The organism is Streptomyces sp. NPDC046866, assembly GCF_040704625.1.
Classification (GTDB): domain Bacteria; phylum Actinomycetota; class Actinomycetes; order Streptomycetales; family Streptomycetaceae; genus Streptomyces.
In genome coordinates this window covers 13,786-29,337 of the sequence record NZ_JBEYXN010000035.1, presented here as the reverse complement: position 1 = coordinate 29,337, position 15,552 = coordinate 13,786, and the positions used below count along the sequence as shown (strand labels likewise).

Here is a 15,552-nt window from a genome sequence, read left to right as displayed (position 1 = left end):
GGGAGCGCGTGCCGGGCGGCTTCCGCTCGTGTCCTGAACACGATCAGATCCGCTCCGGAACAGGATTGCCCGCCGCCGCCACCGCGCGCCGCACCGGCACCCGCGCCAGCAGCACGAAACCCAGTGCGAAGAAGACCACCAACGAGATGATCGCGTCCCGATAGCTCCCCGTGACCTGGTACGTCAGCCCGAACACCAGCGGACCCACCCAGCTCAGCCCGCGGTCGCTCATCTCGTACGCGGAGAAGTACTCCGCCTCCTTGCCCGCCGGCACCAGGTGCGAGAACAGCGAGCGCGACAGCGCCTGGCTCCCGCCCAGCACCAGCCCGATCATCGAGGCCAGCGCGAAGAACCACACCGGCGTCCGGGCCGGCAGGAAGTACCCCGCCCCCAGCGTCAGCGCCCACGCCGCCAGCGACCCGAGGATCGTCCGCTTCGCCCCGTAGGTCCGCGCCAGCCGGCCCATCGCCAGCGCCCCGCCCACCGCCAGGACCTGCACCAGCAGCACCGCCCCGATCAGCGTGGACTGCTCCAGCTCCAGCTCCTCCGAGCCGTACACCGACGCCTGGGAGATCACGGTCTGCACGCCGTCGTTGTAGATCAGGTACGCCAGCAGGAACGACAGCGTCAGCGGGTAGCGCCGCATGTCCTTGAGCGTCGCCACCAGCTGCTTCCAGCCGCTCACCGCCTCGACCGCACCCGGCTCCCGCACCACCGCCCGGTCCCGCAGCCGGCGCAGCGGGATCACCGCGAAGGCCCCCCACCACAGGCCCGCCGAGGCCAGGCAGATCCGCACCGCCGCACCCTCCGACAGGCCGAAGCCGTCGTGGCCCAGGTACAGGGCGAGGTTCGCCACCAGCATCAGCGAGCCCGCCGTGTAGCCGAATGCCCAGCCCCGCGAGGAGACCGTGTCGCGCTCGTCGGGCGTGGAGATCTGCGGCAGGTAGGCGTTGTAGAGCACCATCGACACCGACAGCGCCGCGTTCGCGACGATCAGCAGCACCCCGCCCAGCAGGTAGCGCTCCCCGCCGAGGAAGAACATTCCGGTGGTGGCCGCGGCACCCGTGTACGCGGCCACCGCCAGCAGCGGCTTCTTGCGGCCCGTCCGGTCCGCGAGCGCCCCCGCCAGCGGCATGATCAGCACCGCCAGGATCACCGAGGCCGACACCGAGTAGGCGAAGAACGACCCGGCCCGCACCGGGATCCCCAGCGGGTGCACATAGCCCTCGGCGTCCGCCGCGGCCTTCGCCACGGAGGTCAGGTACGGCCCGAGGAACACCGTGAGCACGCTCGCCGAGTACACCGACACCGCGAAGTCGTAGAAGTACCAGCCCCGCTGCTCCCGCTTGCGCGCGGCAGCCGCCTGCGCGGCCGATCTGCCGTCCTCGGAGCCCGATTCCGCTTCGTCCGTCGTCTGCGCACTCATCAGTGCCCCCTCGCTGGTCCCCGTACCGCACGGCCCGCGGGCACCCGCGCGCAGCCCGCCGGCCCTGTCAGGCCCAGGCCCCGCGCCGGTCCAGCACCGTGCGCAAGATGTCGATCCGGTCGGTCATGATGCCATCGACCCCCAGGTCGAGGAGAGCCTCCATACGTTCCGGTTCGTTCACGGTCCACACGTGCACCTGCAGACCCCGCTCGTGCGCGGCCCGGACGAACCTCCGGTCGACCACCGGGATCCCGCCCTGCCGCTCCGGCACCTGCGCCGCCACCGCACCGGCGCGCAGCGCCGCCGGGATCGCCCAGGACCGCAGCCGCAGCCCCACCACGCCGCGCACCCCGTACGAGGTCGCCAGCCTGGGACCGGCGAGCCGGTGCGCCCGGGCCACCCGGCTCTCCGAGAACGAGCCCACGCACACCCGGTCCCACAGCCGCGCCCGGGCGATCAGGTTGACCAGCGGATGCAGCGCGGACTCGGCCTTGACGTCGATGTTCCAGCGGGCGTCGGGGAACTCCTCCAGCAGCTCCTCGAACAGCGGCAGCGGCTCGCCGCCCCCCACCCGGACCCGGCGCAGGTCCTTCCAGGCCAGGTCCGCGATCCGGCCCCGGCCGTCGGTGACCCGGTCCAGGGTCGCGTCGTGGAAGGCCACCAGCTTGCCGTCGGCCGTGGCGTGCACATCGGTCTCGAAGTACCGGTACCCGGCGTCGGCGGCCCGCCGGAAGGCGGCGGTGGTGTTCTCCAGACCGTCCGCCGCGCCCCCGCGGTGCGCGAAGGGGATCGGAGCCGGGTGGTCCAGGTACGGATGGGACAGGCGTACGTGCGTCACCGCGGCAGTATGCCTCCTCGAGCCCCGCCCCGGCGCCCCGCTCCGAAACCTCCCCCCGGCCCGGGCCCCGGCCCGGGCCCCACCCCGCGTCGCCCCCCGCGTCGCGCCCCGCGCCCGCTCCCGACCGGCCCGCCCCTGGTCCCGCGGCCCCTCCCGTGGCACCCTGAGGCGGCACGGCCAATCCAATCCCGGGCGCAACCGGCGCCCCCAGGAGCCAATTCGACGAAGGTGGACCGGACGGCATGGCGGAGTGGACCTCGGCGGTGGGCGCCGCACAGCTCGCACGGCTCATCACCTCCCAACAGGAACGGCCCGGCATCCCCGGCGCGCGCAAGCTGCCCGCGTACCGGTCGCTCGCCGACGGCATCCGCCTGCTCGTCCTCGAAGGGCGCGTCCCCGTCGCCGCCCGGCTGCCCGCCGAGCGCGAACTCGCCGTCGCCCTGAGCGTCTCCCGCACCACCGTCGCCGCCGCCTACGAGGCCCTGCGCGGCGAGGGCTTCCTCGAGTCCCGCCGCGGCGCCGGCAGCTGGACCTCCGTACCCGCCGGGAACCCGCTGCCCGCCCGCGGCCTCGAACCCCTGCCGCCCGAATCCCTCGGCTCGATGATCGACCTCGGCTGCGCCGCCCTCCCGGCGCCCGAGCCCTGGCTCACCAAGGCCGTGCAGGGCGCACTCGAAGAGCTGCCGCCGTACGCGCACACCCACGGCGACTACCCGGCCGGCCTGCCCGCCCTGCGCCGCATGCTCGCCGACCGCTACAACGAGCGCGGCATCCCCACCATGCCCGAGCAGATCATGGTCACCACCGGGGCCATGGGCGCCATGGACGCCATCTGCAGCCTCTTCGCCGGCCGCGGCGAGCGCATCGCCGTCGAATCCCCCTCCTACGCCAACATCCTCCAGCTCATGCGCGCCGCCGGCCTGCGGCTCGTCCCGGTCGCCATGGCCGACGGCCTCGCCGGCTGGGACCTCAACGCCTGGCGCCAGGTGCTGCGCGACGCCGCGCCCCGCCTCGCCTACGTCGTCGCCGACTTCCACAACCCCACCGGCGCCCTCGCCACCGCCGAGCAGCGCCGGGCCATGGTCGAGGCCGCCCGGTCCGCCGGCACCGTGCTCGTGGTCGACGAGACCATGGCGGAGCTCCGGCTCGATCCCGCCGTGGAGATGCCGAGGCCCGTCTGCTCCTTCGACCCGGCCGGCTCCACCGTGATCACCGTCGGCTCCGCCAGCAAGGCCTTCTGGGCCGGCATGCGGATCGGCTGGGTCCGCGCGGCGCCCGACGTCATCCGCAGCCTGGTCGCGGCCCGGGCCTACGCCGACCTCGGCACGCCCGTGCTCGAGCAGCTCGCGGTGAACTGGCTGATGCGGACCGGCGGCTGGCAGGAGGCGGTGGAGATCCGCCGCGACCAGGCCCGCGAGAACCGCGACGCGCTGGTCGCCGCCATCCGGCGGGAGCTGCCCGACTGGGACTTCGAGGTCCCGCAGGGCGGCCTGACCCTGTGGGCCCGGGCCGGCGGACTCTCCGGCTCGCGGCTGGCCGAGGTGGGGGAGCGGGTCGGCGTACGGGTCCCCTCCGGCCCGCGGTTCGGCGTCGACGGGGCCTTCGAGGGCTACGTCCGCCTGCCCTTCACCGTCGGCGGCCCGGTGGCCGACGAAGCCGCGGCCCGCCTCGCGGCGGCCGCCCGCCTGGTCAGCACCGGCGCGGGCAGCAGCGGCGCGGAACCCCCGCGCACGTTCGTGGCCTGACGCCCGCGGCCGGGAGCCCTGGGCGGGGGACCGGTGGGGCCCATGGTCGGGCGAAGGCACGGGCCCGGGCCCGGGGCGCCGCCGGAACAGGCTGGGTACGGGCCCGGGGCGCGGCCGGGCACCGGCCGGCCGCCGTGGTGCGGGGGCCGGCGCGTTCCCGGGTACCCCCACCGGCCCCGGCGCAGGCATGGAGGCCGGCCCGCGACCCGGCGCCAGAAGACCGCACCCCCGCCCTGGGCCGGGCCTACTGGGCCTCGGCCGCGATCTCCGGCAGGGCGTTCGCGTCGACCGGGGGCCCCTGGGCCGGGGGCTGGGCCTGGAGCGGCTTGCCGAGGGCGATCCGGTCCGGGCCGCCCGCGATCCCCGCCGCCCGCCCGGGCAGCAGCTCCAGCACCGCCTGGCGGTCCTCCGGGCGCGCGGCCTCGTCGTACGGGTCCGGGGCCGCGGGCACCTGCAGCCGGTGCACCGGGCCCGCCCCGAGCCGCACGTACCCGCGGCCCGGCGGCACGTGCGCGGTCGGGGTGGTGTGCGGCGGCAGCCCCAGCACCTCCGTGAGCTGCCGGACGGAGGCCGCCCCGAGCGCGACGCGGGCCCGCGCGTGCTGCCGTACCGCCTCGTCCAGCAGCTCCAGGTGGTCGAACTGCTCGGCCACCGCCACCGTGACGTGCGCGGCGCGCCCGTGCCGAAGCGGCACCTGCAGCCGCCTCAGCGGGTCCGGGGCCTCCTCGGCCGCGGCCAGGTGCGCGAGCACCCCGGGCCGGTCCAGCAGGATCCACAGCGGCCGCCTGGTGTCCTCCGGGGCCGGGCGGCCCGCCTCCCGCGCCCGGTGGGTGGCGATCAGCCGCCGCTGGGTCTCGTGCGCCGCCCACTCCAGCGCGGCCAGCGCCCCGCCCGCCCCGCTCTCCACGGCGAGCACGCCGCTGCGGCCCGACAGGCAGGAGAACTCGCCGGCGCCCCCGCCCTCCACGACCAGTACGTCGCCCCCGTGGGCCAGCGCCTGCAGCGCGATCGACCGCAGCAGCGTCGAGGCCCCGCTGCCGGGCTGGCCCACGGCCAGCAGGTGCGGCTCCGTCGAGCGCGGCCCGGTGCGCCAGATCACCGGCGGCAGGTCCCGCGGCTCGCCGTCCTCCAGGACGGGCAGCGTGCGCTGCACCGCGTCCGGGTCGGTGAACCCGAGCACGGTCTCACCCGGGGAGGTGACGAACGGCTGTGCGGCGATCCCCGTCGGCAGCCCGGCGAGCACCCGCAGGTCCAGCTGGTTGGCCTCCTCGTTCCAGTCGAAGAGGTACTCCCGGCCGCGCCCCGACTTGGCGTGCAGCAGGGCCTCGATGCGCGCCCGCGAGGCGGCCTCGCCGTCGGTGAAGTAGGCGGGGTAGCGGATGCGCAGCCGGGTGATGCGGCCCGCGCCGTCGAACGCGTACTCGCTGAAGGCCGGGGCCCAGTCCCCGCCGTGGGAGAAGAGCGGGCTGGGATCCTCCGGGATCGAGAAGTACGGCACGAGCGCCTCGTAGAGCGCGCCCAGCCGCTGGGTCTCGGCGGGAGTGGGTCCCGCCGCGACCGGGGCGCGGTCGCGGCCCCGCCAGGCCGCCGCCGCCATCAGGGTGACGAGCGCGAGCAGGGGCCCGTACGGGACGAGCGCGACCACGAGGACACAGGCGGCGCCGAGGAACAGCGCGGGACCGCGCTTGTCCTTGGGCGTCCCGGCCCACCGGCGCCGCCCCGCCGCCGCCAGGACGCGCAGGCCGCGCCCGATGACCAGCAGCGGATGGAGGACGTCCGTGGCATGGTCGGCTGCCGCGCGGGCAAGCTCGCGCCCCCGGGCCGGCGACAGGCTGCCGCTGATGGGGATGCGGGGGAGTGGGCGCCGGGCCACGGGCGTCTCCTGGAGTTGTGGTGGGACGGGAGGGGCGGGCGACTAGAGCTTGATCCCGCCGAGCAGGCTCGCGAGGCTCGCCGTGCTCGCCGTGATGCTGGGAGCGATGGCGGAACCCGCGAGGAAGAAGCCGAAGAGCGCGCAGGTGAAGGCGTGGGACAGCTTCATGCCGTCCTTCTTGAAGAACAGGAAGGCGATGATGCCGAGCAGGACGACGCCCGAGATGGACAGGATCATGAGTTCTCCTGGTGAGTGGGGACAGTCACCATCAGTTGTCCCAGGCTCACAGGAAGTATCAATGCGATAAAAGGTGCATACGGGTGAATTCCGCTCCGATTCACTTGACCGGCCCACTCCCGCTGGCGGAGCCGGCGCACACCGGCATCGCCCCCGGCCCCGGCCGCGCGGCGCAGCGCTCCCCGACCCACCGCGGCCCACCTGCGCCGATCGGGCGCCGGCCAGGCGCCCACCGGCATCCTTGCCTCGACCTGCACCCCGTATGTGCAGGTCCGGACGCTACTCTGGCGATTCACCCGTACGGACGCAGCCGTGCACACCCCTGCCCGTGAAAGGCGGTACGAACGATGAGCGAGCACCAGCCCGGCGAGAACGGCTCCCACGACGCCCCCGAGGCCCCCGACGAGGACGTCATCGAGCTCGCCACCAAGATCTTCGACCTCGCCCGCCAGGGCGAGACCGCGACGCTCGCCGCGTACCTCGACGCCGGCGTCCCGGCCAACCTCACCAACGACCGCGGCGACACCCTCGTCATGCTGGCTGCCTACCACGGCCACGCCGACACCGTCACCGCCCTGCTCCAGCGCGGCGCCGAGGCCGACCGCGCCAACGACCGCGGCCAGACCCCGCTCGCCGGAGCCGTCTTCAAGGGCGAGGAAGCCGTCATCCGCGCCCTGCTCGCCGCCGGCGCCGACCCGCACGCCGGCACCCCCTCCGCCGTGGACACGGCCCGCATGTTCGCCAAGGCCGAGCTGCTGGACCTGTTCGGGGCCAACTAGCAAGCAGTCGGAGCCAAACAGTCCGCTTTTGGCCGTGACCTGGCATGCTCTGACCGGCCACCGACCTCACGGGTTGGTCACGGCGGCCGTAAATGTGGTCGCGGCGCACAAACCGGCTGGGTCATCATGGCGTCGGATTCGATTCGCGAGCACGGCGGACGGGCAGGAGGGGGCAGGACGCGAAGGGTGTCCGCGCCCCACCCCCTGCAGAACCGGCCGCCCCCGGTCGCGAAGCACCGACGAGAGTGAGAAGGCAATGGTCTACATCGAGCGGAACACAACGGCGAACGTCCTCACATGCTGTTACGCGGCCCTGTGAACCCCGATTCCCGGTTGCGTCCCCAGCTTGATTTGAGGCCATTCCCATGTTCGAACCAGTCATAGCGCCAAGCGGCACCCTGCTCGGGCTCCTCCAGCGGGGCCGCGGCGACGGCACCCTGCACGCCCTGGCGGCCCCCCGGCCCGAGGCCCTCGCGGCCCTCAACCAGTGCGTGCTCCGCGACCCGCGCCAGGACTGGCAGGTAGAGAACCGCTCCCTGTACTACGCCCGCCTGTACCTGGACCTCGACGGACCGCTGGGCGAGATCGAGAGCCACCTCTTCAGCGCCGACGACCTCGTCGACGACTGCGAACACCGCACGGGCCTCGCCCTGTCCGTCCTCGGCCACCTCGCCTCCTACGGCCGCGACGACGCGCTCATCCTGCTGCGCAGGTACGCCGCCGCCGGAGCCAACTGGGCCTGGGCGCTCGACGAGCTCGCCCTGCGCGACGACGACGAGGGACTGCTGTCCCTCGCCGCACCCGTCCTCGCCCGATTCCCCGCCACCGCCGAGGGTGAGGCGCGGCTGGCCGCCGCCGTCCGCGACGCCTACGAGCCCCGGCCCTGGTGCCTGTGGGAGGAGACCGCCGAGTACGGCGAACGCCTCACCGCCGCCCGCCGCCAGGGCTCCTTCGACCGCTGGCAGCGCCAGCTCACCCCCAACGGGCCCCGGCCCGGCTGGGGCGTCCAGGCCGTCTTCGACTGGGCCGCCGACGGCTTGCGCCGCGGCACCCCGCTGCACGTGCCCGCCGCGCGCTGCCTGGCCGCCGTCGCCTCCCCCGAGGACCGCGGCACCATCCTCGCCGCGGCCGCCGGAGCCCACGGAGAGGCCGCCCGCGCCACCGCCCTGCACCACCTGGTCCTCGCCGAACCCGAGAACCCGGCCGTCCTCGACCTCATCGAGGCCGCCGCCGACGAAGCCGCCGTCGCCGCCTACGAGCGCATGTGCGGCCCAGCCGCCATCGACCGGGCCCGCAGCTGGGCCCACCGCCCCGACGCCCTCGGCGAAGCCGCCGCCGCGCTCCTCGCCGCCCACGGCGGACCCGAGGACACCGAGCTCGTCCTGGGCGCCCTGCGCTCCACCGTCCGCGGCTCCGGCCCGGACTCCCCGCGCCTGTTCGCCCTCGTCGACGGGGCCGGCCGGCTCTCCATCGGCTGCGCGGCGCCCGTACTGCGGCACATCTACCGCGAGACGGCCTCGTCCCACCTGCGCGGCCGCGCGGCCCGCGCCCTCGCGGGCACGGACCCGACGTTCGCGGCGGGCTTCGCGGTGGAGTGCCTCTGGGACTGCGAGGAGACCACCCGCGAGGTCGCGGCCCGCCACGCCGAAACCGCAGATGCCCGCGTGACCCCGCGCCTGCGCCGCCTGGCCACGGACCCGGCGGAGGAGGAGGACGTCCAGTCGGCGGTCCGCAGCCGCATCACGCCGGAGTCGGCGGTGTAGGGGGCAGGAGCCTGGCGGCGCGGAGGCCGGGGGCCCGGAGGGCCCGGAGGCCGGGAGGCCCCGAGGCGGGAAGACCCCTCCCGCGGCGCACGGGAAGACCCTCCCGCGGGGCGGGCCGACAAAGCCCTGCCGGATCGCGGCGCCGTCGCCGCCGTCGGCGGCGCGGGGCCCGGGCCGCGGCGTGCCCGGCAGGGGCGGCCGAGACGAGGCCGGGCTGCCCAAGCGGGAAACGACCCCGCGGCTCAGGGGGCGGCCGGCATGCTGCACCCGCACCGTCCGCTCAGGCGGTGCCTGGGGGTGGGGTCACGGTCAACCCGGGTCGGGGAGTGCCCGGGGGCGTCCCGGCCGCCCATTGTCCTTCCGGTGCGGGCCGGCCTATCAAGGGCGCTCCCTGCGGTCGCGTCGCTTCGCGATGTCGCTCCGCTCCACCCTTGACAGACCGGCCCACCCCGGAATGCCAAAGAGCTGCCGGGAAGCCCCCGAAGGATGGCCAGGGGGAACGATGGAAGGACAGCCCTCGCCAGAGAGGACAGTCGGGGTCGGGAAGTGCAGAATCCTTCCTCCCGGAACCACCACCCTCCCCGCCCCCGGGCATCCGGGAAGCCGAGCCCCAAGGCCCACGAGACATCCATCTCCGCAGCCGATGGGCTCCAACCTGCACGAAACGACGAAAAGATGGCCGCCAGGAGCGGGGAGACGCATCAGATCGCTACGCGCTCCTCCTTTCTCAGCGTCCGACGGCCGTCTGCGGCTGGTAACGCACCAGATCGCTACGTGGCCCGGCACGTCTCAGCGTCAGACGACCGTCCGCGACTGATAGGCGCACCAGAGAGCGGATGCCTGGCTGAGTGCGTGCGAGAGAGTCGCAGGAAGGATTCTTCGACCCTCTGCGGATGGAAGTCGGCCGTCTGTGGGGGGCGAAGAGGCCCTCAGGTAGCCGAATGACGACTTTCCTGACGTCACGCTCCGTCTGGCGCCCCTTACGTTTTCACTCTGCCGCCACAGAAGAGCAATGAGCGCGCTTGCGCCTCGAAAATGCCCAATGCGGCCGTCAGTCCCCGAACTGCGTGAACTGCGCGGCAATCCGCGGCATCTCGGCTCCAGACGGCCGCCGGGCGCCGAGGCGTGAGCCACCAAGTACCGACCTGAGGCGCTTCCCGGCCGTGGACGGCCGTCAGGCGCTGAGACGTGCCGGACCACGTAGCGATCTGCCGCGCCCACCAGCCCCAGACGTCCGTCTGTCGCTGAGACGTGCCGGGCCACGTAGCGATCTGGTGCGCTACCAGCCACGGACGGTCGGCAGTCGCCGAGAAGAGAGGAGCGCGTAGCGATTTGGGGCGTTCCCCGCCCCCGATGGTCATCTCATTGACGTCTGGTGCGGGTTGGAGCCCCCCTCGGCTGCGAAGATGGCCCCATTTGTGCGCCTTGGGGCTCGGCTTCCCGGATGCCCGGTGCCCGGCAGGAAAGGGAATCCGGGGAGGAAGGATTCTGCACCTGGGGCGGGGGAGTGAGGTCTCTGGCGAGGGCCGTCCTTGAATCGTTCCCCCTGGCCATCCTTCGGGGGCTTCCCGGCAGCTCTTTGGCATTTCGGGTCGTGCCGGTCTGTCAAGGGTGGCCGAAGGCCATCGCGAAGCGACGCGACCGCAGGGAGCGCCCTTGACGGGCCGGCGCGCCCCGAAAGGACAATGGGCGGCCGGGACGCCCCCGGACACCCACCGACCCCGCCCCACCGTGACCCGCCCCTCCTAGGCACCGCCCGGCAGGGCCACCCCGCCCCACCGAGACCCCGCCCCCCGCCCCCGCCCCCGCCCCGCTCTTCAGCCGACCTCACCGGGCATCCCGCATCCCCCTACCGCCCCGCGGTTTTCACGAAACGGACCGTCGTGCCCGGCCGGGCCTGGGCCGCCGCGTCCAGGGCCGGGCCCGGCGGGACCACGCCGACCACCGGGTAGCCGCCCGTGACCGGGTGGTCCGCCAGGAACACCACCGGCATGCCGTCCGGCGGGACCTGTACCGCGCCCAGGACCATCCCCTCGCTCGGGAGCTCCCCGGACCGGGCGCGGGCCAGCGGTGGTCCGGCCTCGGTGCGCAGGCCGATCCGGTTCGATGCCGGGGACACCCGGTACGCCGAACGCCACAGCGCGGCGAGCGAAGCCGGCTCGAACCAGTCGGCCCGCGGCCCCGGCCCCAGCGGGAGCACCAGCTCGGCCGGAGCCCCCGGCACCCGCAGCGCGTCCGCCCCGCAGACCGGGGCCGGCCCGGCGGGGCCGACCGGCAGCACCGTCCCCGCCACCGGTACGGCCGGGCCCAGCCCGGACAGCAGGTCCGTGGAGCGACTGCCGAGCACCGGCTGCACGCCCAGGCCTCCCCGCACGGCGACGTAGCTGCGCACCCCCGACTCCGCCCGGCCGACCTCCAGCACCGCCCCGGCCGGGACGCGGACCGGCGCCCCCCAGGCCACCGGGCGACCGGAGATCCGTACTGCACACGGCGCACCCGTGACGGCCACGGTCGCCGCGGTCCCGGCCGGCCCCCGCACCCGCAGCCCGACCCCGTCCACGGTGGTCTCCAGCGCGGCCGCATCCGGCGGGTTGCCCAGCAGCCGGTTGGCCAGGGCGTACGCTCCGGCGTCCAGCGCGCCGGACCGCGGCACCCCGAGGTGTGCGTACCCGGGCCGGCCCTGGTCCTGGACCGTGGTCAGCGCCCCCGGCCGGACCACCTCCAGCGTCACCGCAGCCACAGAGCCCCCGCTCACCCCGCCACCTCCTCGAACCGCACCCGTACCCCCGGCGCGAACAGAGCCGCCGGCTCGCGCTGCGGGTCCCACAGCACCGCGTCCGTGGTCCCGATCAGCTGCCAGCCGCCGGGGGAGGAGCGCGGGTACACCCCGGCGTACTCGCCCGCCAGGGCCAGCGAGCCGGCCGGGACGGCCGTCCGGGGCGTGGCCCGGCGCGGCAGGTGGAACCGCTCCGGCAGCCCGGTCAGGTACCCGAACCCGGGCGCGAACCCGCAGAACGCCACCCGGAAGACCACCGAGCCGACGACCTGCGCCACCTCCCGCTCGGCGGTGCCCCACAGCCGGGCCACCTCCGCGAGGTCCGGCCCGTCGTACCGCACCGGGACGGTGACCAGCGGCCCCTGCGTCTCCTCCAGCGGCGGCACCTCCCAGCGCACGATCCGCTCGGCCAGCGCCGCGGGCTCCCGTACGCCGTCCAGCAGCACCGTCCGCGCGGCCGGCACCACATCGCGCACGCCGCCGCCCGCCGCACCGCCCAGCTCGCCCGCCGCGCGCCGGCGGAGCACCTCCGCGTGGAGGGCGGCCACCTCGGCCGCCGAGTCCAGCTCGACGAGCACCGCCTCGCCGCCCACCACCACGGCCCTCACGCGAAGGCCTCCACGCGTACGCCCGCCTCCGCCAGGGCCTGCCGCACCCGCAGCGCGAGCTGCGCGGCGCCCGGCGTGTCCCCGTGCAGGCACAGCGACCGGGCCGCCACCGCCACCCGCGAGCCGTCGGCGGCGGTCACGGCGCCCTCCACCGCCATGGCGACCGCCCGTGCGACCACCGCGTCCGGGTCGTGCACCACCGCCCCGGGCTCGCCGCGCGGCACCAGCGTCCCGGCCGCGGTGTACGCCCGGTCGGCGAAGGCCTCCGGTACGGGGGTCAGCCCGGCCGCCTCGGCGGCGGCCAGCAGCAGCGACCCGGGCAGGCCCAGCACCGGCAGGTCACCGCCCCCGGCCGCGTCCGCCGCCAGGCGGATCCCGGCCACCACCGCGCCCGCCTGGTCGGCGTCGTACACGGTGCGGTTGTACAGCGCACCGTGCGGTTTCACGTACGACACCCCGGAGCCGGCCGCACGGGCGAAGACCTCCAGCGCCCCGATCTGGTACGCCACCTCGTCGGCGAGCTCCTGCGCCGGCACGTCCATCGCGCGCCGCCCGAAGCCCGCCAGATCGCGGTACGACACCTGCGCGCCGATCCGCACGCCCCGTTGCGCGGCCAGCTCGCAGACCCGCCGCATGATGGACGGGTCCCCGGCGTGGAAGCCGCAGGCGACGTTGGCGCTCGTGACGACGGACAGCAGGGCCTCGTCGTCGGTCAGGGTCCAGCGCCCGAAACCCTCACCCAGGTCGGCGTTGAGATCGATCAGAGGTGTGATCATGGAAGCCATGGCGTGAGCGTAGAACGTAGGGCAACCCCCGTGCGGCCGCGCGGGGCCCCGACCCGCCCCGACCCGTCCCCACCGCCCCGGACCGATCCGGCCGAACCATGCCGTTTGGGATGTTGTCCGTGTCAGCGCCTAATCTTTGTCCGTGACTCTCCCTGCCCCGGCGAAGCCCATCCCCTCCCCGGCGCCGGGCCCGGCCGCCGACGAGGGCCTGGCCCGACGGCTGCGCGCGCTCGCCTGCACCGCCCCCCTGCACGACCTCGACGTCCGCAAGGCCAACCTCGCCGGCGAGTACGGGATCTACGCGATGGCGGAGGTCGCGCTCGCAGCGATCGACCTGGTCACGCTCCACATGGACTTCGACACCGGCGCCGACCACGAGCAGATAGTCGCCCGGCTGCTCCCGCGCGTCGCCGCCCAGGCCCCGCACCGGCCCGCCGCCGAGCACGAGCGGGTGGCCCGCTGGGTGCTGGAGAACCTGATCAACGTCGGCAGCGTCGACCGCGGCTTCCGCGCCATCTACGGCACCTTCGGCCCCGACGGCGTCTACGTGCGCCGCGACTACGACTTCAAGCTGATCGAGGAGGTCCCGGGGTACGGCGGCGCCGTCTACCTCCGCACGACCGACGAAGCCGTCAACGTGCTGGTCGGCGCCCTCGACACCGACGTGACCAGCGCCCAGATCGCCGCCGAGGTCAAGCTGGAGGTCCTGGTCAGCCGCGGCCGCCTCGCGGACGCCCAGCTCGCCGCCGAGCAGGCCCGCTACCGCACCGTCCAGTACGCCGAGACCCTGCGCCGCACCCTCGACGCGACCCGGCGCAACGTGCGCGCCGTGGACTGGCTCCGGTCCGTGCCCGACATGATCGAGGAGGCCCTCGACCACGTCGCCGACCGCTACCGGCACGAGAACGCGATCCTCACCAACATCCGCAAGGCCCGCGACGAGGCGGAGGAGCCGGAGAACAAGCGGCGCGCCGCCGAGCTCGTCGACATCGTCAAGGACTGCATCCGCCGGCACACCCAGCTGCAGTCCCGGCTGCTCGACGCCGGCCCGCTGTTCCGCGCCGAGCAGGACCGCCAGGCCTTCGCCGCGCCCGCGCCGCGCTCCGGCATCGACCTGTACGGGCAGCTGGTCGCCCCGGTCCTGCCGCTGCCCGTCGCCGACGCCACCCGCGTCACCGACGCCTTCTTCGCACGCGGCACCGGCCTGCGCACGCCCGTCTCCGTACGGGTCGCGGACCTGGTGGAGATACTGCTCACCCCGCCGGTGGAGCGGGAGCACCTCGGCGCCGAGATGCCCGAGCCCGACCTCATCGCCACCCCCGACGACAGCCGCTTCAGCGAGGAGCAGCTGGCTGCCGCGATGGAGCTGCTGGACCTGCCGCACGACGCCCCGCGCCGCCTGTCGGGGCTGCTCGCCGAGGCCCGGCGCAGCGACCCGGACCTGCCGTACCTGGTGGCGCTGCTGGCGGTGCACGCGGCCAGCCCGGCCGTCGGCACGGCGTACCGGCAGGGCGAGGAGCGGCTGCTGTTCGCCGTGGACGACGGTACGCAGCTCGACGACCCGGAGTTCGGCGGCGCCGACCTGATCGTGGGCACGGCCCTGCTGGACGCGGCCGCCATGACGGCGGACCGCACGGAGGCGGCATGACACCCCCGCAGCCGCGCCGACCCCGTCCGCACCCGGGCGCCGGCGCGCCGCAGCACCCCGCCCCGCACCCCGTCCCACCGGGCTCGTCCGTCCCGGCAGCCGCACCGCACGAGAGGCAGTACCCGTGAGCGACCACCACGCCGAGCACCCCGCGTGGAGCGAGGCCGACACCCCGTCGGCTGCGGCCCCGGCGGGCTCGCACGTGACGCCCGCCGACGCCGCGGACGCGGCCCGGCTGGTCGCGTTCGGGCTGCAGCCCAAGCTGCTGCCCGCCCGCGACGCCGAGTACGCCGAGCTGCTGCGCCGCTACCGCGAGGACCCCGCCTTCGGCCGCCTCGCCGACGCCGTCGCCACCGGCCTCGGCCTCGTCGTCCTGGAGGTGTCGCCGCGCGCCGGCATGGCCGTCGCCGCCGGGGAGGACTCCGTCTTCGCCGTCCGCATGGGCGACTACGCCCGCCGCACCACGGCCGACTCCGGCGACCGGTTCCTGCACGGCCTCGCCCACCTCGCCGTCGCCGCCCTCGCCTTCCCCCGCCCCGAGGACCTCGCCGACGACGGCTACATCGGCCGCGTCACCGTCAACGGCGTCGACGCCTTCGTCCGCCAGGCCTGCCGCCGCCTGGAGGAGCGGGCCGAGGAGCTCGGCGAGAACACCGACCCGGCCAGCGACGCCCCCGGCCTCGAGGCGGCCTGGCGCGTCTACGCCCGCCGCAGCGCGACCGGCGCCACCAAGGACGCCCGCCGCCTCGCCGGCTCCACCACCGGCATCGTCGGCAAGGCCACCGCCTTCCTCACCGACTCCGGCTTCCTCCAGCGGACCGGGGACGACGCCGGCGGCACCTACCGCACCACCCCCCGCTACCAGCTCCAGGTCCGCGACATGGCGGGCAGCGCGGCCATGGCCGAACTGCTGGAGCTCGGCGTGGTCCCCGTCAGCGACGGCACCGCCAGCCTCCTCCCGCCGCCCGAGGGCGACGACCTGGAGCTCGCGCCCGACGCCGGCCTGCCCTTCCACGCCTGAGCCGCACCGCCGAGCCCGACCCGCCCGGGCCCCGCCCGCCCGAGCCCCCACCT

General features: G+C 75.2%; 12 protein-coding genes. 5 read left to right on the top strand and 7 right to left on the bottom strand.

The features are described 5' to 3' along the window. Positions 1-43 precede the first annotated feature (43 nt). Both AB0953_RS32345 and AB0953_RS32340 read right to left on the bottom strand, forming a co-directional pair. A complete protein-coding gene (locus tag AB0953_RS32345) occupies positions 44-1,426 on the bottom strand; it encodes an MFS transporter (protein ID WP_366863146.1) in 1,383 nt (460 codons plus the stop codon). A gap of 67 nt (positions 1,427-1,493) precedes the next feature. Beyond that, positions 1,494-2,264 (bottom strand): glycerophosphodiester phosphodiesterase, encoded by a 771-nt coding sequence (locus tag AB0953_RS32340; RefSeq protein ID WP_366863145.1) that lies wholly within the window; start codon positions 2,262-2,264, stop codon positions 1,494-1,496. Between the two features lie 242 nt (positions 2,265-2,506). Between AB0953_RS32340 and AB0953_RS32335 the strand changes: the two genes are divergently transcribed. Next, the gene (locus AB0953_RS32335) at positions 2,507-4,009 is read left to right on the top strand and encodes a PLP-dependent aminotransferase family protein (protein WP_366863144.1); all 1,503 of its coding nucleotides are present in this window, start codon (positions 2,507-2,509) and stop codon (positions 4,007-4,009) included. Between the two features lie 244 nt (positions 4,010-4,253). Here AB0953_RS32335 and AB0953_RS32330 read toward each other — a convergent pair whose 3' ends face one another. Together AB0953_RS32330 and AB0953_RS32325 are read right to left on the bottom strand one after the other, a co-directional pair. After that, positions 4,254-5,882 (bottom strand): hypothetical protein, encoded by a 1,629-nt coding sequence (locus AB0953_RS32330; RefSeq protein WP_366863143.1) that lies wholly within the window; start codon positions 5,880-5,882, stop codon positions 4,254-4,256. A gap of 42 nt (positions 5,883-5,924) precedes the next feature. After that, positions 5,925-6,119, bottom strand: coding sequence for a hypothetical protein (locus AB0953_RS32325; RefSeq protein ID WP_361913771.1), 195 nt, complete (start codon positions 6,117-6,119; stop codon positions 5,925-5,927). A 347-nt stretch (positions 6,120-6,466) separates the two neighbouring features. On the opposite strand from AB0953_RS32325, the gene AB0953_RS32320 reads away from it, so the two are divergent. Both AB0953_RS32320 and AB0953_RS32315 read left to right on the top strand, forming a co-directional pair. Beyond that, positions 6,467-6,898 (top strand): ankyrin repeat domain-containing protein, encoded by a 432-nt coding sequence (locus AB0953_RS32320; protein WP_366863142.1) that lies wholly within the window; start codon positions 6,467-6,469, stop codon positions 6,896-6,898. A gap of 365 nt (positions 6,899-7,263) precedes the next feature. Next, positions 7,264-8,661: a HEAT repeat domain-containing protein gene (locus tag AB0953_RS32315; RefSeq protein WP_366863141.1), complete on the top strand. Its 1,398-nt coding sequence runs from the start codon at positions 7,264-7,266 to the stop codon at positions 8,659-8,661. A gap of 1,849 nt (positions 8,662-10,510) precedes the next feature. On the opposite strand, the gene AB0953_RS32310 is transcribed toward AB0953_RS32315, so the two are convergent. Genes AB0953_RS32310 through AB0953_RS32300 form a run of 3 tightly spaced genes read right to left on the bottom strand, consistent with a single transcriptional unit; the run spans position 10,511 to position 12,809 of the window. Further along, positions 10,511-11,416 (bottom strand): biotin-dependent carboxyltransferase family protein, encoded by a 906-nt coding sequence (locus AB0953_RS32310; RefSeq protein WP_366863140.1) that lies wholly within the window; start codon positions 11,414-11,416, stop codon positions 10,511-10,513. Continuing rightward, complete coding sequence (locus AB0953_RS32305; protein ID WP_366863139.1) at positions 11,413-12,045, bottom strand: allophanate hydrolase subunit 1; 633 nt, start codon at positions 12,043-12,045, stop codon at positions 11,413-11,415. The genes AB0953_RS32310 and AB0953_RS32305 overlap by 4 nt, the downstream gene beginning before the upstream one ends. Then, a complete protein-coding gene (locus AB0953_RS32300; RefSeq protein ID WP_366863167.1) occupies positions 12,042-12,809 on the bottom strand; it encodes a 5-oxoprolinase subunit PxpA in 768 nt (255 codons plus the stop codon). Before AB0953_RS32300 ends, AB0953_RS32305 begins: the two co-directional genes overlap by 4 nt. 163 nt (positions 12,810-12,972) lie before the next feature. Here AB0953_RS32300 and AB0953_RS32295 point away from each other — a divergent pair, with 163 nt between their 5' ends. Both AB0953_RS32295 and AB0953_RS32290 read left to right on the top strand, forming a co-directional pair. Continuing rightward, the gene (locus AB0953_RS32295; RefSeq protein ID WP_366863138.1) at positions 12,973-14,478 is read left to right on the top strand and encodes a hypothetical protein; all 1,506 of its coding nucleotides are present in this window, start codon (positions 12,973-12,975) and stop codon (positions 14,476-14,478) included. A gap of 124 nt (positions 14,479-14,602) precedes the next feature. Then, positions 14,603-15,499 carry a hypothetical protein gene (locus AB0953_RS32290; RefSeq protein WP_366863137.1) on the top strand — a complete coding sequence of 299 codons (897 nt, stop codon included), beginning with the start codon at positions 14,603-14,605 and terminating at the stop codon, positions 15,497-15,499. Positions 15,500-15,552: the final 53 nt, after the last annotated feature.